This window comes from Streptomyces catenulae (assembly GCF_000718015.1).
Classification (GTDB): domain Bacteria; phylum Actinomycetota; class Actinomycetes; order Streptomycetales; family Streptomycetaceae; genus Streptomyces; species Streptomyces catenulae.
Genome location: NZ_JODY01000008.1, coordinates 174,208 through 192,816 on the forward strand (window position 1 = coordinate 174,208; position 18,609 = coordinate 192,816).

The 18,609-nt window shown below is 70.2% G+C and carries 18 protein-coding genes and 1 pseudogene; 9 read left to right on the plus strand and 10 right to left on the minus strand.

All coding sequences use genetic code 11. From position 1 onward, the window contains the following. Window positions 1-14: 14 nt before the first annotated feature. Window positions 15-1,544 (minus strand): peptide MFS transporter, encoded by a 1,530-nt coding sequence (locus IF23_RS0110535; RefSeq protein WP_030282225.1) that lies wholly within the window; start codon window positions 1,542-1,544, stop codon window positions 15-17. A gap of 474 nt (window positions 1,545-2,018) precedes the next feature. Here IF23_RS0110535 and IF23_RS0110540 point away from each other — a divergent pair, with 474 nt between their 5' ends. Both IF23_RS0110540 and IF23_RS0110545 read left to right on the plus strand, forming a co-directional pair. Then, the gene (locus IF23_RS0110540) at window positions 2,019-2,699 is read left to right on the plus strand and encodes a response regulator transcription factor (protein ID WP_030282226.1); all 681 of its coding nucleotides are present in this window, start codon (window positions 2,019-2,021) and stop codon (window positions 2,697-2,699) included. Between the two features lie 88 nt (window positions 2,700-2,787). Next, the gene (locus tag IF23_RS0110545; protein WP_030282228.1) at window positions 2,788-4,035 is read left to right on the plus strand and encodes an ATP-binding protein; all 1,248 of its coding nucleotides are present in this window, start codon (window positions 2,788-2,790) and stop codon (window positions 4,033-4,035) included. Between the two features lie 13 nt (window positions 4,036-4,048). Here IF23_RS0110545 and IF23_RS0110550 read toward each other — a convergent pair whose 3' ends face one another. Beyond that, complete coding sequence (locus IF23_RS0110550; protein ID WP_051739466.1) at window positions 4,049-4,570, minus strand: GtrA family protein; 522 nt, start codon at window positions 4,568-4,570, stop codon at window positions 4,049-4,051. Between the two features lie 235 nt (window positions 4,571-4,805). On the opposite strand from IF23_RS0110550, the gene IF23_RS0110555 reads away from it, so the two are divergent. From IF23_RS0110555 to IF23_RS0110565, 3 genes are read left to right on the plus strand one after another with little or no spacing between them, the layout of a single operon-like run. Next, a complete protein-coding gene (locus tag IF23_RS0110555; protein WP_037677856.1) occupies window positions 4,806-5,957 on the plus strand; it encodes a 5-(carboxyamino)imidazole ribonucleotide synthase in 1,152 nt (383 codons plus the stop codon). Beyond that, window positions 5,954-6,496, plus strand: coding sequence for a 5-(carboxyamino)imidazole ribonucleotide mutase (gene purE / locus IF23_RS0110560; protein WP_030282233.1), 543 nt, complete (start codon window positions 5,954-5,956; stop codon window positions 6,494-6,496). Before IF23_RS0110555 ends, purE begins: the two co-directional genes overlap by 4 nt. Further along, window positions 6,496-7,689, plus strand: a complete 1,194-nt coding sequence (locus tag IF23_RS0110565) for a dipeptidase (protein ID WP_030282234.1) — start codon at window positions 6,496-6,498, stop codon at window positions 7,687-7,689. The genes purE and IF23_RS0110565 overlap by 1 nt, the downstream gene beginning before the upstream one ends. Window positions 7,690-7,848: 159 nt before the next feature. Here the strand turns inward: IF23_RS0110565 and IF23_RS0110570 are convergent. Further along, window positions 7,849-8,145: pseudogene (locus IF23_RS0110570) on the minus strand (VOC family protein); the annotation flags it as partial. Window positions 8,146-8,219: 74 nt separating this feature from the next. Between IF23_RS0110570 and IF23_RS0110575 the strand changes: the two are divergent. Beyond that, entirely contained in the window at window positions 8,220-8,780 is a 561-nt protein-coding gene (locus IF23_RS0110575) for a CGNR zinc finger domain-containing protein (RefSeq protein WP_030282238.1), read from the plus strand. An 84-nt stretch (window positions 8,781-8,864) separates the two neighbouring features. Here the strand turns inward: IF23_RS0110575 and IF23_RS0110580 are convergent, their stop codons facing one another. Next, a complete protein-coding gene (locus IF23_RS0110580) occupies window positions 8,865-10,205 on the minus strand; it encodes a UDP-glucose dehydrogenase family protein (protein ID WP_030282240.1) in 1,341 nt (446 codons plus the stop codon). Between the two features lie 246 nt (window positions 10,206-10,451). Between IF23_RS0110580 and IF23_RS0110585 the strand changes: the two genes are divergently transcribed. Continuing rightward, window positions 10,452-11,624 (plus strand): acyl-CoA dehydrogenase family protein, encoded by a 1,173-nt coding sequence (locus IF23_RS0110585; protein WP_030282242.1) that lies wholly within the window; start codon window positions 10,452-10,454, stop codon window positions 11,622-11,624. A gap of 63 nt (window positions 11,625-11,687) precedes the next feature. On the opposite strand, the gene IF23_RS0110590 is transcribed toward IF23_RS0110585, so the two are convergent. From IF23_RS0110590 to IF23_RS0110615, 5 genes are all read right to left on the minus strand, one after another. Next, entirely contained in the window at window positions 11,688-11,876 is a 189-nt protein-coding gene (locus tag IF23_RS0110590; RefSeq protein ID WP_030282244.1) for a hypothetical protein, read from the minus strand. Between the two features lie 410 nt (window positions 11,877-12,286). Continuing rightward, window positions 12,287-12,481, minus strand: a complete 195-nt coding sequence (locus IF23_RS0110600) for a hypothetical protein (protein ID WP_030282246.1) — start codon at window positions 12,479-12,481, stop codon at window positions 12,287-12,289. Between the two features lie 86 nt (window positions 12,482-12,567). Then, window positions 12,568-13,416 carry a helix-turn-helix domain-containing protein gene (locus IF23_RS0110605; RefSeq protein ID WP_030282248.1) on the minus strand — a complete coding sequence of 283 codons (849 nt, stop codon included), beginning with the start codon at window positions 13,414-13,416 and terminating at the stop codon, window positions 12,568-12,570. A gap of 17 nt (window positions 13,417-13,433) precedes the next feature. Beyond that, entirely contained in the window at window positions 13,434-13,958 is a 525-nt protein-coding gene (locus tag IF23_RS0110610) for a DUF6879 family protein (RefSeq protein ID WP_030282250.1), read from the minus strand. Beyond that, window positions 13,930-14,172 (minus strand): hypothetical protein, encoded by a 243-nt coding sequence (locus tag IF23_RS0110615; RefSeq protein ID WP_030282251.1) that lies wholly within the window; start codon window positions 14,170-14,172, stop codon window positions 13,930-13,932. The genes IF23_RS0110610 and IF23_RS0110615 overlap by 29 nt, the downstream gene beginning before the upstream one ends. A 413-nt stretch (window positions 14,173-14,585) precedes the next feature. Here IF23_RS0110615 and IF23_RS0110620 point away from each other — a divergent pair, with 413 nt between their 5' ends. Both IF23_RS0110620 and IF23_RS31090 read left to right on the plus strand, forming a co-directional pair. Then, window positions 14,586-16,607: an MFS transporter gene (locus IF23_RS0110620; RefSeq protein ID WP_425423826.1), complete on the plus strand. Its 2,022-nt coding sequence runs from the start codon at window positions 14,586-14,588 to the stop codon at window positions 16,605-16,607. Further along, window positions 16,604-17,137 (plus strand): MarR family winged helix-turn-helix transcriptional regulator, encoded by a 534-nt coding sequence (locus IF23_RS31090; RefSeq protein WP_051739467.1) that lies wholly within the window; start codon window positions 16,604-16,606, stop codon window positions 17,135-17,137. Before IF23_RS0110620 ends, IF23_RS31090 begins: the two co-directional genes overlap by 4 nt. 70 nt (window positions 17,138-17,207) lie before the next feature. Here IF23_RS31090 and IF23_RS0110630 read toward each other — a convergent pair whose 3' ends face one another. Next, window positions 17,208-18,470, minus strand: a complete 1,263-nt coding sequence (locus IF23_RS0110630) for an LCP family protein (protein ID WP_030282257.1) — start codon at window positions 18,468-18,470, stop codon at window positions 17,208-17,210. Between the last annotated feature and the right edge of the window lie 139 nt (window positions 18,471-18,609).

Sequence of the window (18,609 nt, forward strand, 5' to 3'; positions counted from 1 at the left end):
GGCCGGGGGGCGTGTCAGCGCACGTCGCCCATGAGCCCGAGGATCTTCTTGCGGTTCAGCCAGATCGCCACACCCGCGAGGACCGCCAGTGCGGCTTCCGCGGCGAGGACGCCCGTACCGCTCAGGTCGGCACCGGCGGTGGAGAGCAGGCTGACGATGCAGTCGCCCGCGGTGACGGCGAGGAACCAGACACCCAGCATCTGGCTGGCGTACTTCTCCGGCGCCAGCTTGGTGGTGACCGACAGGCCGACGGGGGAGAGGCACAGCTCACCCATGGTCTGGATCATGTAGACCATGAGCAGCCACATCGGGCTGACCTTGGTGCCGTCCGACGACATCCCCATCGGGACGATGAAGACGAAGTACGAGATGCCGATCATCACCATCGCGATGGCGAACTTGATCGTGGTGCTCGGCTCCTTGAGGCGCTTGGCCAGCGCCAGCCACATCCAGGCGAAGACCGGGGCCAGCGCCATCACCCAGAGCGGGTTGACGGACTGGAACCACGTCGACGGGAAGTGCAGACCGAAGATGGTGTCGGCGGTGTTCTTCTCCGCGAAGCCGCTCAGCGTGGAACCAGCCTGGTCGAAGATCATCCAGAAGACGGCGGCGGCGGCGAAGAACCAGATGTAGCCGCTGACCTTCGTCTGCTCCTCGGCGGTCAGGTCCTTGTCGCGCTTGATGCGCGCCAGCACCGAGACCGGGATGATCAGGCCGAGCAGCGCGATCGGGATCAGCGCCCAGTTCAGCGTGAAGGTGCCGGTGCCGATGACGATGCCGTAGAAGACCGCGGCGATGGCCAGCCAGATCAGGCCCTTGCGCAGCCAGGAGTTGCGCTCCTGGACGGAGAGCGGCGTCGGGACCGTGCTGCTGATCGGCGAGAGGTGGCGGGTGCCGATGGTGAACTGGATCAGACCCAGGGCCATACCGACCGCGGCGGTCGCGAAGCCGAGGTGCCAGTTGACGCTCTGGCCGATGGTGCCGACGACCAGCGGGGCGAGGAAGCCACCGAGGTTGATGCCGATGTAGAAGATCGTGAAGCCACCGTCACGGCGCGGGTCCTGCGGACCGTCGTAGAGGTGGCCGACCATCGTCGAGATGTTGGCCTTCAGCAGGCCGGAGCCGAGCGCGACCAGTCCCATACCGGCGAAGAACATCGCCGTGCCGGGCACCGCCAGCGTCAGGTGACCGAGGATCACGACGCAACCGCCGATGATCACCGTCTTGCGCGGGCCCCAGACGCGGTCGGCGAACCAGCCGCCGGGCATGGCCAGCAGGTAGACCATCGCGAGGTAGACCGCGTAGATCGCCGACGCCGTGGCCATCGTCATCGCGAGACCGCCGCCCTGGGCCCCGGGCTTGGCATCCGTGCCGCCGGAGATCAGGTACAGAACGAGAAGGGCCCGCATGCCGTAGAAGCTGAAACGCTCCCACATCTCGGTCATGAAGAGAGTGGCCAGTCCGCGGGGGTGGCCGAAGAAGGTCTTGCCGCCGGAGGCAGGGTTCCCCTGCGCGGCGGTGTCCTTCGTCAGGCTGGACGCCATGGGTGCTTCCTTGGTCTGCTCGGGACGCGAGGGTCGAACGTCACGCCCGGTGGGGGTCGATGACCGGCACCGGCGTAGACCTGCCCGCGCACCCCACGTCCGAGGGGATCGACGCCACCCGAGGGGGAGCCGGCGGGACGGTCGTACACCGCCATCCACGCCCCCCGTCATTCTTGGCGCGGCGGACCCGGTCGACAGGTCAATCGCTGTGCACCTGGCGCGGTGTACCGCACCCTGTACACAACTGGGGACCGCGGACACCCTTGAGGTGCCGAGGGCCCCGGCGGTTGTGCGATGGACGTCGGCCCACCATACGTCCCGTTCGACCGGCGTTGGGAGGGGTGAGACAACGCTCACATTCCCCGCAGGGAACCATTCCTGCGTGTCGACGAACCACGCCGTCCCTTGTCGCATATGTCGTCCCGCCCGCCCCGCTCGCCCCCTGGCCACGGTGCATCGGACTACCATCGGGCCATGACCCGTGTACTGCTCGCCGAGGATGACGCGTCCATCTCGGAGCCGCTCGCCCGCGCACTGCGCCGCGAGGGTTACGAAGTCGAGGTGCGCGAGGACGGCCCCACGGCGCTCGACGCCGGCCTACAGGACCACATCGATCTGGTCGTGCTCGACCTGGGACTGCCCGGCATGGACGGCCTGGAGGTCGCCCGCAGGCTGCGCAACGAAGGTCATTCCTTCCCCATCCTGGTGCTGACCGCCCGCGCCGACGAGGTGGACACCGTCGTCGGTCTGGACGCCGGAGCCGACGACTACGTCACCAAGCCCTTCCGCCTCGCCGAGCTGCTCGCCCGCGTCCGGGCGCTGCTGCGGCGCGGCTCCACCGCCGAACCGCAGCAACCGCCCGCCACCCACGGTGTGCGCATCGACGTCGAGTCGCACCGCGCATGGATGGGCGACGAGGAGCTGCAGCTCACCGCCAAGGAGTTCGACCTGCTGCGGGTGCTGGTGCGGGACGCCGGTCGGGTCGTCACCCGTGACCAGCTGATGCGCGAGGTCTGGGACACCACCTGGTGGTCGTCGACGAAGACCCTCGACATGCACATCTCCTGGCTCCGCAAGAAGCTCGGCGACGACGCCGCCAACCCGCGCTACATCGCCACCGTCCGGGGCGTCGGCTTCCGCTTCGAGAAGAGCTGACGCACCCGGGGCCCGGCCGTGGCCGCGGGCAGGCCCTGCCGGGCGGGACGCCGAGACAGACCACCGCAACCCCCGCCCGGAGGGCACCGTGCGCCGCCGCCTGATCAACTCCACCCTCGCGGTGGTGCTCGTCGTCATCGCCGTCTTCGGCCTCTCCCTCGTCATCGTCGAGACCCGCACCATCCAGGCGGGCGCCCAGGAGAGCGTGGCGTCCGAGGCGGTCCGGCTGGTCGGCATCGTCGAGAGCCGGATCGGCAGCGGCGAGAAGATCACCCCGGACGCCCTCTCCGAACAGATCACCGTCCACCGCTACGCCCGGATCAAGGTGCCCGGCAAGGCGCCGATCGAGATCGGCACCCGGCCCACCGGTGACGTCATCCAGTCGCAGGTCTCCGGCGACCGCGGGGAGCAGGTCACCGTCCAGGAGTCGCGCGCCGCCGTCAACGAGGAGATCGGCCGCACGCTGCTGGTCATCCTGGCGGTGGCGCTGCTGGCGATCGTCGCCGCGGTGGGGCTCGCGATCCGCCAGGCCCGTCGGCTCACTGCCCCCCTCACCGACCTCGCCGAGACCGCCGAACGCCTCGGCTCCGGCGACCCCCGCCCCCGCCACCGCCGCTACGGCGTCCAGGAGCTGGACCGGGTCGCCGATGTGCTGGACGCCAGCGCCGAGCGGATCGCCCGGATGCTCACCGCCGAACGCCGCCTCGCCGCCGACGCCTCCCACCAGCTCCGTACTCCGCTGACCGCGCTCTCCATGCGGCTGGAGGAGATCACGCTCACCGACGACCCGGACACCGTCAAGGAGGAGGCCACCATCGCGCTGGCCCAGGTGGAGCGGTTGACCGATGTGGTCCAGCGGCTGCTCACCAACTCCCGCGACCCGCGCTCCGGCTCCGCCGTCGCCTTCGACCTCGACGAGATCGTCAAGCAGCAGGTGGAGGAGTGGCGGCCCGCCTACCGCAGCGCCGCCCGCTCCATCGTCCGCTCCGGGAAGAAGGGGCTGCGGGCCGTCGGTACGCCGGGTGCGGTGGCGCAGGTGCTCGCCACGCTGATCGAGAACTCGCTGATGCACGGTGACGGGACGGTCGCGCTGCGCACCCGGGTCACCGGCAACCAGGCGGTGGTGGAGGTCACCGACGCGGGGCCCGGTGTCTCCGCCGACCTCGGCTCGCGGGTCTTCGAGCGGACCGTCTCCGGCCGCAACTCCACGGGGCTGGGCCTCGCCGTCGCCCGCGATCTGGCGGAGGCGGACGGCGGACGGCTGGAACTGCTCCAGCAGCGCCCGCCGGTCTTCGCCCTCTTCCTGGCCCGGGAGGCCGAACCGTCCGAGGTGTGAGGGGTCCGGCGGGTCAGCCGCGCGGGGCGCCGTGCGGCTGCGGCTGCCGCTCCCGCGCCTGCTCCGGCTCGTGCGGCCGCGTATCCGGCAGCGGCTCGGCGCCGTCCGGCGTGCGGAAGACCCAGGTGCGGTACGACCAGAAGCGGAAGAGGGTGGCGACGCCGATGCCGAGGAACTTGAAGACGTTGCTCTGCAGCGGGGAGTCCCAGCCGAAGCCGTACGTCGCCGCGTAGAGCATGCCGTTCTCGATGATCAGTCCGGCGATGCTGAACAGCAGGAAGAGCGAGAGTTCGCGGGTGCGGCCCTGCTTGTCGCGGTCGCGGTAGGTGAAGTAGCGGTAGCCGAGGTAGTTGGTGCCGGTGGCCACGACCGTCGCGATGACGCTGGCCCGCACGACCGGCAGCTCGGTCAGATGGCGTACGAGGTTGAAGACCGCGAAGTTCACGACCACCCCGGCGCCGCCGACGGCACCGAACTTGGCGACCTCCCGCAGGAGCTGCTCCAGCCGCGACCGCAGCGCGCTCCGTTCACTCATGGTGATCGTCTTGCTCCCTGTCCGTGGCGGCCGGCCCGGCCGGTCGTCCCGGACCGCCCCTCATGCTAACCAGCGTTTCCCAGGGGTCGCCGCGCACGGGCGCGCGCAGCGACGCCCGCCCGCAGTGATACGGAAGATCACGCTCCGCACATTGCCTCCGCCATACGGTGGCCCTCGGACGATCCTCCAAACACCACCCGTCGGGGTGGCACGCCCGTACGGATACGCTGGGGGCGTGACGTTCCCGGTAGTCGGCATGGTCGGTGGCGGTCAGCTCGCCCGTATGACCCACGAGGCGGGCATCCCCCTCGGCATCAAGTTCAAGCTCCTCAGCGACACCCCGCAGGACTCGGCGGCCCAGGTGGTCAGCGAAGTCGTCATCGGCGACTACCGCGACCTGGACACGCTGCGCTCCTTCGCGCGTGGCTGCGATGTGATCACCTTCGATCACGAGCACGTACCCACCGAGCACCTCAAGGCGCTGGAGGCGGACGGCATCCCTGTACGCCCCGGCCCCGAGGCGCTGGTGCACGCGCAGGACAAGGGGGTGATGCGGGCGAGACTGGACGCGCTGGGCGTGCCCTGTCCGCGCCACCGCATCGTCTCGGATCCGGAGGATGTGGTGGCGTTCGCCGACGAGGGCGATGGTTTTCCCGTGATCCTTAAGACCGTCCGCGGCGGCTATGACGGCAAGGGTGTCTGGGTCGTACGTTCCTCCAAGGAGGCGGCCGAGCCGTTCCGCGCCGGGGTGCCCGTGCTGGCCGAGGAGAAGGTCCCCTTCACCCGCGAACTGGCCGCCAACGTCGTCCGCTCGCCGCACGGCCAGGCCGTCGCCTACCCCGTCGTGGAGTCCATCCAGGTCGACGGCGTCTGCGACACGGTCATCGCCCCGGCGCCCGACCTCGACGCGGACCTCGCGGCGCGCGCCCAGGAGATGGCGCTGCGGATCGCGGCGGAGCTGGGCGTCGTCGGCCACCTCGCGGTCGAGCTGTTCGAGGTGCCCGGGCCCGACGGTGAGCCGCGGGTGCTCGTCAACGAACTGGCGATGCGTCCGCACAACTCCGGGCACTGGACCCAGGACGGCGCGATCACCTCGCAGTTCGCCAACCACGTCCGTGCCGTGCTGGACCTCCCGCTGGGCGACCCGCGCCCGCGCGCCCCGTGGACGGTGATGGCCAACGTCCTCGGCGGCGACTACCCGGACATGTATTCCGCGTACCTCCATTGCCTGGCACGCGATCCGCAGCTGAAGATCCACATGTACGGAAAGGACGTGAAGCCCGGCCGGAAGGTCGGTCACGTCAACACCTACGGCGACGACCTTGCCGACGTGCGCGAGCGCGCCGCGCACGCCGCCGGCTACCTGCGAGGAACGATCACCGAATGACCAGTAGCTCCCCCGGAAGCCCCATCGTCGGCATCGTCATGGGTTCGGACTCCGACTGGCCCGTCATGGAGGCGGCGGCCAAGGCGCTCGACGAGTTCGAGATCGCCTACGAGGTCGACGTCGTCTCCGCGCACCGGATGCCGCACGAGATGATCGCGTACGGCGAGGAGGCCGCCGGGCGCGGGCTCAAGGCGATCATCGCGGGCGCCGGGGGAGCCGCCCATCTGCCGGGCATGCTCGCCTCCGTCACGCCGCTGCCGGTGATCGGCGTGCCGGTGCCGCTGAAGTACCTCGACGGCATGGACTCGCTCCTCTCCATCGTGCAGATGCCCGCCGGGGTGCCGGTCGCGACCGTCTCCGTCGGCGGCGCCCGTAACGCCGGGCTGCTCGCCGCGCGGATGCTCGCCGCGCACGACGAGGAACTGCTCGGCCGGATGCGGGAGTTCCAGCAGGAGCTGAACGACCAGGCCACCGAGAAGGGCAAGCGGCTGCGGAACAAGGTCGCCTCCCCGGCCGGTTTCGGCTTCGGGAGCAAGTGATGACGGCCGCCGCGGTGGACCCGCGTATCGCCGCCCTGCTCGCCGAACACCCCGTCGTCGACGGCCACAACGACCTGCCCTGGGCGCTGCGCACCCAGGCCGGGTACGACCTGGAGCGGCGTGACATCGCCGGTGACCAGTCGGAGTTCCTGCACACCGACATCCCGCGGCTGCGGGCCGGTGGCGTCGGCGCGCAGTTCTGGTCGGTCTACGTCCGCGCCGACTTCGCGGGCGATACGGCGGTCAGCGCCACCCTGGAACAGATCGACGTGGTGCGGCGGATGGCCGCGCGCTACCCCGAGGCGCTGCGGCTGGCGTTCACCGCCGACGACATGGAGGCGGCGCGCGCCGACGGCGTCATCGCCTCGCTGATGGGCGCCGAGGGCGGCCACTCCATCAACAACTCGCTGGCCACCCTGCGGGCCCTGCACCGGCTGGGCGTCCGCTACATGACGCTCACCCACAACGACAGCCTGGCCTGGGCGGACTCCGCGACGGACGAGCCGCGCGCGGACGGTCTCAGCGCCTTCGGCGAGGAGGTCGTGCGGGAGATGAACCGCCTCGGCATGCTCGTCGACCTCTCGCATGTCGCCGCCACGACGATGCGGGACGCGCTGCGGGTCTCCACCGCGCCGGTGATCTTCTCGCACTCCTCGTCCCGCGCGGTCTGCGACCACCCGCGGAACATCCCCGACGACGTCCTGGAGCGGCTGCCCGCCAACGGCGGCACCGCGATGGCCACCTTCGTGCCGAAGTTCGTGCACCAGGAGGTCGGCCCCTGGATGCTGCGGGCCGACGAGAACATGCGGGCCCACGGCTTCCACCACCTGGACACCACGCCCGAGGCGATGGTGGTCCAGCGGGAGTTCCGGGCGGCGCACCCGATGCCGGAGGCGACCGCGGCGACCGTCGCCGACCACCTCGACCACCTGCGGGAGGTCGCCGGGGTCGACCACATCGGGCTCGGCGGCGACTACGACGGCACCGCCTTCACCCCGACCGATCTGGCGGACGTGGCGAGCTACCCGAATCTGCTCGGGGAACTGCTGGACCGTAAGTGGTCCACCGCCGACCTCGCCAAGCTGACCTGGCGCAACGCGGTCCGTACGCTGCGGGACGCGGAGGATGTGGCCCGCGCCGAGCAGGCCCGCCGCCCGGAGTCGATCGCCACGATCGAGCAGCTGGACGGCTGAGCGGTACCTCTTCACCCACCGGCGGGCCCTGTCACGGACGGGGCCCGCCGGTGCGTTCCGTGTCCGGGCGGCGGGCGGAGCGCCGGGTCAGTCGCAGAGGCAGAGGCAGAACGGGTGCCCGACCGGGTCCAGATAGACGCGCCAGCTCTGCCGGGCGTCGTCCTGCTGGACCAGCTTCGCGCCGAGCGCCAGCGCCTTCTCCTGCGCCGCCTCCAGGTCCGCGCGCCGGACGTCGAAGTCGAGGTGGCACTGCTGGGGCCGGTCCTGCCCCGGCCACTGCGGCGGCCGGTACCCCGCCACCTCCTGGAACGCCAGCCGCCGCCCCTGTGGCCCGACGGCCTCGAACCAGTCGCCCTCGCCCGTCACCCGCCAGTCGAGCAACTCGGCGTAGAAACCGGCGAGCGCCCGCGGATCGGGGCAGTCCAGCGCGACGACAGTCAGCTCGATCAGCGCCATATCGTTACCTCCTGAAGCGGTTTACGGGTAACTGCGTTACTGCATCATGGCGGTCGGCCGGTAACGTGGCAAGGGTGGCGGACCGAACGGCACCGGTGTCCCTCCTCCCGGTGCAGGACCTGGTGAACACCCTCGACATCGAGACCGGCGTGGACGCGCTGACCGCGGACGGCGGGCTCGACGCCTTCCTCACCGCGCACGGCCTGCCCCCGCTCACCGCGGCGGACGCCCCGGCGGCCCTGCGCACCCTGACCGAGCTGCGCGAGGCGCTGCGCACCGTCTGCCTCGCACACACCGCGGACACCACCCCGGACCCCGCCGACGCCCGGACCCTGGACCGGCTGCTGGCCCGCGGCCCGCTCGTCCTCGCCCTCGACCCCGACGGCGCCCCCGCACTCCGCCCGGCCGCCGGGCTGCGCGGCGCCGACCGGCTCGTCGCGCTGCTGGCCGCCGCCGTCGCCACGGCAGCCGCCGACGGCAGCTGGCGCCGCCTCAAGGCGTGCGAGGCCCATGACTGCCGGTGGGTGTTCTACGACCGGAGCCCGGCCGGACGCAGCCGCTGGTGCTCGATGGCGGTCTGCGGCAGCCGGGCGAAGATGCGCAGCTACCGCGCCCGCCGCGCGGAATCCGGCTGAAACCCGCGACCGCCCGGCCGGGGCACGGTGGCCCGGCCGGGCGGTCGGAACGGAAGGAACCGGGAGAAACGGTAGGAAAAGCGGTTACGCCTGCGGGCGGCCCAACGCCCGGTAGGTCCAGCCGGCCTTCCGCCACAGCTCCGGGTCGAGGGCGTTGCGCCCGTCCAGGATGCGGCGTTCGGCGGCCGCCTCGCCCAGCACCGCCGGGTCCAGCTCCCGGAACTCCCGCCACTCGGTCAGATGCAGCACCGCGTCCGCCCCGCGCACCGCCTCCAGCGCGCTGCCCGCGTAACCCAGCGTCGGGAAGAGCCGCCGGGCGTTCTCCATGCCCTTCGGGTCGTAGACGGTGACCTGGCCGCCCTGGAGGTGGATCTGACCGGCGACGTTGAGGGCGGGGGAGTCGCGGACGTCGTCGGAGTCCGGCTTGAAGGTGGCGCCGAGGACGGCGATCCGCTTGCCGAGGAAGCCGCCGCCGACCGCGTCCCGGGTCAGCTCGACCATGTGGCCGCGGCGCCGCATGTTGATCGAGTCGACCTCGCGCAGGAAGGTCAGCGCCTGGTCCGCGCCCAGCTCACCGGCGCGGGCCATGAACGCCCGGATGTCCTTGGGCAGGCAGCCGCCGCCGAAGCCGACCCCGGCACGCAGGAACTTCTTGCCGATCCGCTCGTCGTGCCCGATCGCCTCGGCCAGCTTCATCACATCGCCGTCGGCCGCCTCGCAGACCTCCGCCATGGCGTTGATGAACGAGATCTTCGTGGCCAGGAAGGAGTTGGCGGCGGTCTTCACCAGCTCGGCGGTCGGGTAGTCCATGACGACGAACGGCGAGCCCTCGGCGACCGGCTTCTCGTAGATCTCCCGCAGCAGCGCCTCGGCCCGCTCGCTCGCGACGCCGACGACGATCCGGTCCGGGTGCAGGGTGTCGTCCACGGCGAACCCCTCGCGCAGGAACTCCGGGTTCCACGCCAGCTCCGCCGCCTCGCCCGCCGGTGCCTCGCGCGCCAGCAGCCGCGACAGCCGCGCCGCGCTGCCCACCGGCACCGTCGACTTGCCGACGACCAGCGCCGGACGGGTCAGATGCGGGGCGAGCGAGGCGAAGGCGCTCTCGACGTACGACATGTCGCAGGCGTACTCGCCGTGCTTCTGCGGGGTGTTCACACAGACGAAGTGCACATCGCCGAAGGCCCCCGCCTCCTCGTAGGAGGTGGTGAAGCGGAGTCGGCCGGTGGAGCCCTCGATCCCGTCGATGTGGCGGCGGAGCAGCTCCTCCAGTCCCGGTTCGTACATCGGGACCTCGCCGCGCCGCAGCATCTCGATCTTCTCGGGGACGACGTCCAGACCCAGGACCTCGAAGCCGAGCTCGGCCATGGCGGCGGCGTGGGTGGCGCCGAGGTAGCCGGTGCCGATCACGGTGATCTTGAGGGCCATGGATGCTCCAAACCAGTTTTCGGCGCGGCGGCCGGGGTGCGGTGTGCAGGTCGGTGACGGACGGGCGAAAAGGCGCTGACCGAGCATAGTCGGGCCCCCGCGGGCGGGCGTCGGGCACCGGCCACCGGGGAACGGATGGTCTGTCGGCAACCTCACGTATCCCGCCGCGCCCGGGACGCCTAGAATCCGGAGCAGAACGGGTTACTTAACGGTAGTTAGCTTCAGCTCTCAGGGGAGTGAGAAACCTTGGCGGGAACCGCTGATTTCGATCTGTACCGGCCGTCGGAGGAGCACGACATGCTCCGGGAGTCGGTGCGTGCCCTCGCCGAGGCGAAGATCGCACCGTTCGCCGCCGCCGTGGACGAGGAGGCCCGCTTCCCGCAGGAGGCGCTCGACGCGCTGGTCGCCAACGACCTGCACGCCGTCCACGTACCGGAGACCTACGGCGGCGCGGGCGCCGACGCGCTCGCCACCGTCATCGTCATCGAGGAGGTCGCCCGGGTCTGCGGTTCGTCCTCGCTGATCCCGGCGGTCAACAAGCTCGGCTCGCTCCCGGTGATCCTCTCCGGCTCGGAGGAGCTGAAGGCGAAGTACCTCGGCCCGCTGGCCAAGGGCGACGCGATGTTCTCGTACTGCCTGAGCGAGCCGGACGCCGGTTCGGACGCGGCGGGCATGAAGACCAAGGCCGTCCGCGACGGTGACTTCTGGGTCCTCAACGGCGTGAAGCGCTGGATCACCAACGCCGGTGTCTCCGAGTACTACACGGTCATGGCCGTCACCGACCCGGAGAAGCGCTCCAAGGGCATCTCCGCCTTCGTCGTCGAGAAGGGCGACGAGGGTGTGTCCTTCGGCGCCCCCGAGAAGAAGCTCGGCATCAAGGGCTCGCCGACCCGCGAGGTCTACCTCGACAACGTCCGCATCCCCGCCGACCGCATGATCGGCGCCGAGGGCACCGGCTTCGCCACCGCGATGAAGACCCTCGACCACACCCGCATCACCATCGCCGCACAGGCACTGGGCATCGCCCAGGGCGCGCTGGACTACGCCAAGGGCTACGTCCGCGAGCGGAAGCAGTTCGGCAAGCCGATCGGCGACTTCCAGGGCGTGCAGTTCATGCTCGCCGACATGGCGATGAAGGTCGAGGCCGCCCGCCAGCTGACCTACGCCGCCGCCGCCAAGTCCGAGCGCATCTCCGCCGGTGGCAAGGACGAGGACCTCACCTTCTTCGGCGCCGCCGCCAAGTGCTACGCCTCCGACGCCGCGATGGAGATCACCACCGACGCCGTCCAACTCCTCGGCGGCTACGGCTACACCCGCGACTACCCGGTCGAGCGCATGATGCGCGACGCCAAGATCACGCAGATTTATGAGGGCACGAACCAGGTGCAGCGGATTGTGATGGCGCGGAACCTGCCGTAGGCGGTAGCTGCACAACAAGAAATGCCCCTGCCGCACGGCGGGGGCATTTCCTGTCTGCGGGGCCTACACGAGGCCGACCCCCGCCTGAGCCTTGATGGTGTTCACCGCGTCTTCGGTGAGCCAGCGCAGGGGGACCACGGTCCACTTGTCGCGCTTGCGCATGACCACGGCTTTACCGTCCCTGGTGCGTCCGACGTGGACGAAGCCGTGATCACGCCGCAGGTCTTTCGCCAGGTTCTCGCCGTGGATCACGGGCGTCACTCCCCTTCGCGGTCCTCGTCATCGGCGAGGCTGCTGTGCACGTTCCCGTTCTGAGAGACCCGGGAGTCAGGATCAGTCGCCTGATCCCGACCGGCGTACGGATCCCACTCGTCCTCGTTCCGCTTACCCATTCTTGTCTGCTCCCTGGATCGACCGCTGAAGCGATATGGGGAATCGGTCCCCGCGCCGTCGTACATCCCGCCCGACCAATGGCCTGTCCTTTCACGGGATGGAGACGGGGTCTGCACTGTCCCTGTCGTGATTCTCAAATGGGTACGGGGCCCATTCGGCGTCGCCGGGCAGGGGCAGAGGTATGGGTGCCTCTGCTCGGACCGGGCACGTCTTCCTGTACTCGACGGCTTGTCCGACCGGGAGGCTCCCGATACCGGCAACTGTGACCATCAGTGCCCCTCCGGGTGCCGACGGAGGAAGACGTTGCAGTCGGACACAGTGGTCATGTCGCCACCCGCACGGGCGCGGTCCCGCACATTGGCCAGCTCGGTGCAGCCTGCGCAGTCCGGCACCGGACCAGGCTCCGCATCCAACCTGAGCGGCAGCTCTACCGCCTCACTCGGGTAAGTCCTCGGCTGGCTCATACTGTCCCTCCGCGTCGTCCGTGTGATGACCACGTTAGGGACGTCAGCGAATCAACCCCCAGGAAGTTGCACGCGGTTGCACAGATTCATCCAAGGGAGTCGATGGCCCTTGTGATGCAGGCGCGAGCTTCTGGGCCTCGTACTGCGATCTTCGACAGTTCGCCGAAGGCTTTCAGATACGTTCGGATCTCGCCGGGGGCTGTCAGGTTGATCTCTGCCGTCAGCGTCTCCACCGCCACCTGGGCATCGTCGAAGGCGTAGAACGCTTCCAGCGGCCAGGCCGCACGCCGGGCGCCGAGCGGGATCACGCCCAACGAGACGTTGGGCTGAGCCATGACCGACAGCAGGTAGCCGAGTTGGCCCGCCAGCGCCGCGTCGTCGCTGACGCGGTAATAGAGGACAGCTTCCTCCAGGAGCAGCGCAAAGTGATGGCCCCCTTCCCGCACGACGCGGGAGCGGTTCAGCCGAGCCTGTACGGCGTCTGAGACATCGTCCGGCGTTCCCTGAAAGTGCGTGATGGACCGTAGAAGGCCAGTGGCGTACTCAGCTGTCTGGAGCATCCCCGGCACGACATTGGATGCGTACACGCGGAAGGTGCGGGTCCGTTGGTAGAGGGGCACCGTCTGTTCGTGAATCCGGCGCATCCCGTCCCGGTGGATCTGCCGCCACTCCACGTACATGGACTCAGCGTTGCGTGAGGCTGCGATCAAGTCGGCGGCCTGATCGTCAGCATCACAGGCCGTGCACCAGGCCCGGATATCCGCGTCTGAGGGCGGAGTCTTGCCACGGGCGATCCGCGAGGACTTGGACTTGTGCCAGCCGCACCGGGCGGCCAGTTCATTCCCCGTGAGCCCGGCGTCCTTCATGATGCTTTGCAACCGGGTTGCTACAGCGGCGCGCGCCGCTTGGGCGCTGGAGAGCGGGGATGAGGACATGAACCGGCCGGCCTGAGTCAGACGCTGTACTTCTCGTGTGGGATGGCGCGCTCCCACACCGCCTCGAACGCCGAGGCGCAGAGCTGCGCAACGGCAGGGTCTTCGGTCTGGTCGGTGTGGACCCACTGCCCGGACCCATCAAAGATATTGAACTGAACCAACCGCCTGTCGAACAGCCAGAAGTCATTTCCGGGCAGGGCCAGATCTGATGCGTGGCGCCGAGGCAGCCAACGGATCTGCTCCCCGGCAGCGACGTTTGTGAACGTTCCGGAGTGCTCAAAGCGGATGTAGTCGCTCAGCGGTTCGGAGACGATTCGGGCGCGGCGCATCACCACTCCCTTGTTCGTGACCTCCTGCACGAGGTCGAGCCACGGCCGCCACCACGAGTCGCGGTCGTCGGGGTTGAGACGGTGCCCCTCCCTCCACGCCGCGAACCCTTCGATCTCGTTCTCTGCGCCGTAGGCGTCGCGCATCTCCAGATGGACGGCTGACCTTTCCGCCGCACGGAGCAGGTCAGCAAAGCTGGTCAAGCTCTGCGACATCAAGTGCCTCCCTGAGAAGCGGGATCATCCGCTTCGGTACCCGGATCACTGCTTCGTGGTCGGGGATCGGAACATCCACCGAGCTTTCCCGCGTGGTCTGCTCGTCCGCCTTCCAGCCCTGGAAGAGGAGATCCCTCGTGCCCTCATCGACCCACACGGCCGGAGAGCCGTGATCCCCGGACTCTGGATCTTTACCGACGAACCGTAGCGCCATGCCGACCTCCGCTGTCGAGTGCGTTGCAATCTGTTGCGCGAACCTCACGCCCCGAGGTGGCTGCGGTCAAGAGGGTGGGTTCCTTCTGGTCAACGTGAGCATCCCTGGGGTGACCAGCGGCGATGACACCCACGTACGGGTGATCATGGGGAAATGCTGGGGAGGCACCCCATAGAGGGGGTGTTCGCGCAGGTCAGGGGGCTATGTTCCGTAATGCACCCAGATCTACGAGGGTACGAACCAGGTGCAGCGGATCGTGATGGCGCGGAACCTGCCGTAACGGCGGAGATCCACACGGACTAAACGGCCCCGGCGGTACCGCCGGGGCCGTTCCGTGTCTCTGGCCGGGGGCGGCGGGGCGTACTAAATTGGTTGATGTCAAGCAAGTGAACGTCCCGGTGGGAGTGGTTCCCGTGGGAAATTCCGCTGACGATCCGGTGCCTCCGGCCGCCGTGGGCCGTGAGCCGCGGTGGGTGCCGGGGCCGCGCTACCGGTGGGTCGCGCTGTCGAACACGACCCTCGGGGTGCTGATCGCCTCGATCAACATGTCGATCATGCTCATCGCGTTGCCCGACATCTTCCGCGGCATCGGCGTCGATCCGCTGCAACCGGGCAACACCGGGTTGCTGCTCTGGCTGATCATGAGCTATCTCGTGGTGACCGCCGTGCTGGTGGTGAGCTTCGGGCGGCTCGGTGACATGTACGGGCGCACCCGGATGTACAACCTCGGCTTCGCCGTCTTCACGGTCTTCTCGGTGCTGCTCTCCGTGACCTGGATGCACGGTACGGCCGGGGCGCTGTGGCTGATCGGGATGCGGGTGCTCCAGGGCGTCGGCGGGGCGCTGCTGATGGCGAACTCCAACGCGATCCTCACCGACGCCTTCCCCGCCCGGCAGCGCGGTCTCGCCCTCGGGCTCAACCAGGTCGCCGGGATCGCGGGCTCCTTCGTCGGGCTGGTGCTCGGCGGACTGCTCGGGCCGGTCGACTGGCGGCTGGTCTTCCTCGTCTCGGTGCCGTTCGGCGTCTTCGGCACCGTCTGGGCGTATCTGAAGCTGCGCGACACCGGCATCCGCACCCCCGCCCGGCCCGACTGGTGGGGCAACTTCCTCTTCGCCGCCGGACTCATCGCCGTCCTCGCCGGGATCACCTACGGGATCCAGCCCTACGCGGGGCACACCATGGGCTGGACCAACCCCGGGGTGCTGGGGGCGCTGGTCGGTGGGGTGGCGCTGCTGGTCGTCTTCTGCCTCGTCGAGTCGCGGGTGGCCGAGCCGATGTTCCGGCTGGGGCTGTTCCGGATCCGGGCGTTCACCGCGGGCAACCTCGCCAGCCTGCTGGCCTCGCTGGGCCGTGGCGGGCTGATGTTCCTGCTGATCATCTGGCTCCAGGGCATCTGGCTGCCCCGGCACGGCTACGGCTTCACCGAGACCCCGCTGTGGGCCGGTATCTACATGCTGCCGCTGACGCTCGGGTTCCTGGTGGCGGGGCCGGTCTCGGGGTGGGCCTCGGACCGGTTCGGGGCCCGGACCTTCGCCACCGGCGGGATGCTGCTGGCGGCCGCGACGTTCGTGGCGCTGGACCGGCTGCCGGTCGACTTCGACTACCGCATCTTCGCCGTGATCCTGCTGCTCAACGGCATCGGCATGGGCCTGTTCGCGGCGCCGAACCGGGCCGCGGTGATGAACAGCCTGCCGCCCGACCAGCGCGGCGTCGGCGCCGGGATCTCCACCACGTTCCAGAACTCCGCGATGGTCCTCTCCATCGGCATCTTCTTCTCCCTGATGATCACGGGGCTGGCCGCCTCGCTGCCGCACGCCCTCACCAGCGGCCTGACCGCCCAGGGCGTACCGGCCGCGGACGCCGCCAAGGTCGCGGCCCTGCCCCCGGTCGGTGTGCTCTTCGCCTCGCTGCTGGGGTACAACCCGATCCGTACGCTGCTCGGCCCGCAGGTCCTCGACGGGCTGCCGCACGGCCACGCCGCCTATCTGACCGGCCGGGAATTCTTCCCGCAGCTGATCTCCGGCCCGTTCTCCCAGGGCCTGTCGGTGGCGTTCGGCTTCGCCCTGGTCGCCTGCCTGATCGCCGCGGTGGCCTCGCTGCTGCGCGGCGGACGGTACGTACACGACGAACGGGCCGGGGCCGGGGGCCGCGGGCCGGTGGCCGCGGCGTCGGCCCCGACCGGGACGGCGCCCGGCGGCCGGGCCGAGGCCGGGCCCGATGCCGGAGCCGAGCCCGAGGCCGGGGCCCGGCGGCCCGCCGCCGTACGGTCCGGGGGGTCGGCCGGTGCGGGCGGGCCGTCCGACCCGCCGCCACCGGCCGCCGGGTCCTCGGCGCCCGACCGTCCGCCGGATCCCGGCCCGCGCCCGGGCCGGGGCACCGCACCGCCCGGCGGCGAGCCCCCGCCTCCGCCCCCGTCCTCGGGAGGCCCCGCATGACCACCGTCGATCCGGCCGGTACGGCTGACCCCACCGGCACCCCTGGCCCCACCGGCACCCCCGGCGGAGCCGACACCGCCGAGGCCGCCGGGCGTCTCCGGGCCGCTCTGCTGCGGCTGCTCCCCGTCGTCCGGGGCGACCGGGTCCACCCCGATCTCACCCCGAGCCGGCTCGCCGCGCTCGCGGTGCTCGACGCGTACGCGCCGCTGCGGATCAGCGAGCTGGCGGCGCGGATGGACATCGCGCTCTCCACCGCCTCCCGGATGGCCGATCTGCTCGACTGCTCCGGGTGGCTCGTCCGCCGCCCCGACCCCGAGGACCAGCGGGCCAGCCTGCTCGCCCTCAGCGACGCCGGGCGCGCGCTGCTGCACTCCGTACGCCGGGAGAGCACCAGCCGCCTCGCCCTGGAGATCGCCGCCCTGCCGCCCGACCGGCGCCGCCTGCTGTGCGAGGCGCTCCCGGCGCTGGAGGAGCTGGCCGAACGGGCCCGCGCCCCGCGCCGGGGCGCCGGGACCACCGCGGGCCGCTGACCGCCCCGGACACGGCGACGGCCCCCGGCGCGCTGCCGGGGGCCGTCGTGTCGTACGCGTACGGAAGAGGTCAGTTGCCGTCGGTGACGGTGACCTTCTCGTCGTTGTTGAGCTGCTGGACGAGCTGCTGGACCTTGGCCTTGTCCCACATGACGAAGCCGTTGGTGATGCCGGACATCGGCATGTTCAGCGAGGTGCCCTCACCGCTGTTGACGCCCTTCATCGCGAAGAACATGTTGCCCAGGCTCCACAGGCTCATGTCCTTGTCGACGATGAGGGTGTCCAGACCCGCGCCGAGCGTCGGGTAGAGCTGGAACGGGTTGAGCACCGTGCCCGGCGACGCCGCCTGGTTGGCGAGCGCGGCGAGGAACTTCTGCTGGTTCTTGGTGCGCGCCAGGTCGCTGGTGGCGAACGCCTTACGGGCGCGGACGAAGGCGAGCGCCTGGGAGCCGTTGAGCGTCTGCTTGCCCGCCTGGAAGTCGGAGCCGGAGTCCTTGTCCTTGAACGCCTTGGGGATGTCCAGCTCCACGCCGCCGATCGCGTCCACGATGTTGGCGAAACCGGCGAAGCCGATCTCGACGTAGTGGTCGATGTGCAGCTTGGTGTTGTACTCGATGGTCCGCACCAGCAGCTCCGGGCCGTCCTCGGCGTACGCCGCGTTCAGCTTGGTGCGGCGGCCGGTGCCCGGGTACTTCTTGCCGGACTGGGAGCCGACGAAGGACGGTATCTCCACGCCGGAGTCGCGCGGCAGCGAGATCAGCGTCGGGCCGTTGCTGCCGTCGTGCAGGATCATCATCGAGTCGGTGCGCTTGCCCTCGACGGACCCGGTGTGGAGGTTCTTCTTCTGCTCGGACGTCATGCCCTCGCGGCTGTCCGAGCCCACGATCAGGTAGTTCGTGCCGTCGCCCGCCTCGGGCCGGTCGATGACCTTGCTCAGGTCCACCTCGCGGCGGAGCTTGCCGTCGGCCCAGAAGTACGTGGCGACGGAGGCGACCGCGACGACCACCACGACGGTCAGCACCGTCCACTTGATGCGGCGGCCCCAGTTCGGGCGGGGCCGGGAGTCGTAGCCGCCCTGCTGCGGGCCGCCGGGCCCGCCACCGCCGTAGACCTGGCCGGTGTTGTAGCCGTCGTAGTCGTCGTAGCCCTGCGACTGCTGGGGCGGGACGGAGCCGCGGTAGGGGCCCGCTCCCGTCCCCGGGCGGCCGTAGCCGGGCCCGGCGTCCCGCCGCACCTGCGGCATGGCGCGTGCGCCTTCCGGTCGGGCGCCGCCACTGCCGCGTCCGTACCCGCGTTGGTCGCGGGAGGGTCCGTTCCCGTGCCACTCATTCATACGAGGAGTGTGCCTGCCGCGGTGCGGGGTCTTACAGGGCGGGGGTGGAATCGGGGCGCGGCTGTTGCAGAGCTGATGCAAAAACGTGTGGGCGGACCCAAGCGGATGTGACCATTCCGACGTGGCGGAGGAAAACCGC

What these genes read in the sequence shown, in the direction of transcription:
- IF23_RS0110535 (WP_030282225.1), bottom strand. Translation starts at nt 1,544, where the DNA reads ATGGCGTCCAGCCTGACGAAGGACACCGCCGCGCAGGGGAACCCTGCC.
- IF23_RS0110540 (WP_030282226.1), top strand. Translation starts at nt 2,019, where the DNA reads ATGACCCGTGTACTGCTCGCCGAGGATGACGCGTCCATCTCGGAGCCG.
- IF23_RS0110550 (WP_051739466.1), bottom strand. Translation starts at nt 4,570, where the DNA reads ATGAGTGAACGGAGCGCGCTGCGGTCGCGGCTGGAGCAGCTCCTGCGG.
- purE (WP_030282233.1), top strand. Translation starts at nt 5,954, where the DNA reads ATGACCAGTAGCTCCCCCGGAAGCCCCATCGTCGGCATCGTCATGGGT.
- IF23_RS0110565 (WP_030282234.1), top strand. Translation starts at nt 6,496, where the DNA reads ATGACGGCCGCCGCGGTGGACCCGCGTATCGCCGCCCTGCTCGCCGAA.
- IF23_RS0110580 (WP_030282240.1), bottom strand. Translation starts at nt 10,205, where the DNA reads ATGGCCCTCAAGATCACCGTGATCGGCACCGGCTACCTCGGCGCCACC.
- IF23_RS0110600 (WP_030282246.1), bottom strand. Translation starts at nt 12,481, where the DNA reads ATGAGCCAGCCGAGGACTTACCCGAGTGAGGCGGTAGAGCTGCCGCTC.
- IF23_RS0110605 (WP_030282248.1), bottom strand. Translation starts at nt 13,416, where the DNA reads ATGTCCTCATCCCCGCTCTCCAGCGCCCAAGCGGCGCGCGCCGCTGTA.
- IF23_RS0110610 (WP_030282250.1), bottom strand. Translation starts at nt 13,958, where the DNA reads ATGTCGCAGAGCTTGACCAGCTTTGCTGACCTGCTCCGTGCGGCGGAA.
- IF23_RS0110615 (WP_030282251.1), bottom strand. Translation starts at nt 14,172, where the DNA reads ATGGCGCTACGGTTCGTCGGTAAAGATCCAGAGTCCGGGGATCACGGC.
- IF23_RS31090 (WP_051739467.1), top strand. Translation starts at nt 16,604, where the DNA reads ATGACCACCGTCGATCCGGCCGGTACGGCTGACCCCACCGGCACCCCT.
- IF23_RS0110630 (WP_030282257.1), bottom strand. Translation starts at nt 18,470, where the DNA reads ATGAATGAGTGGCACGGGAACGGACCCTCCCGCGACCAACGCGGGTAC.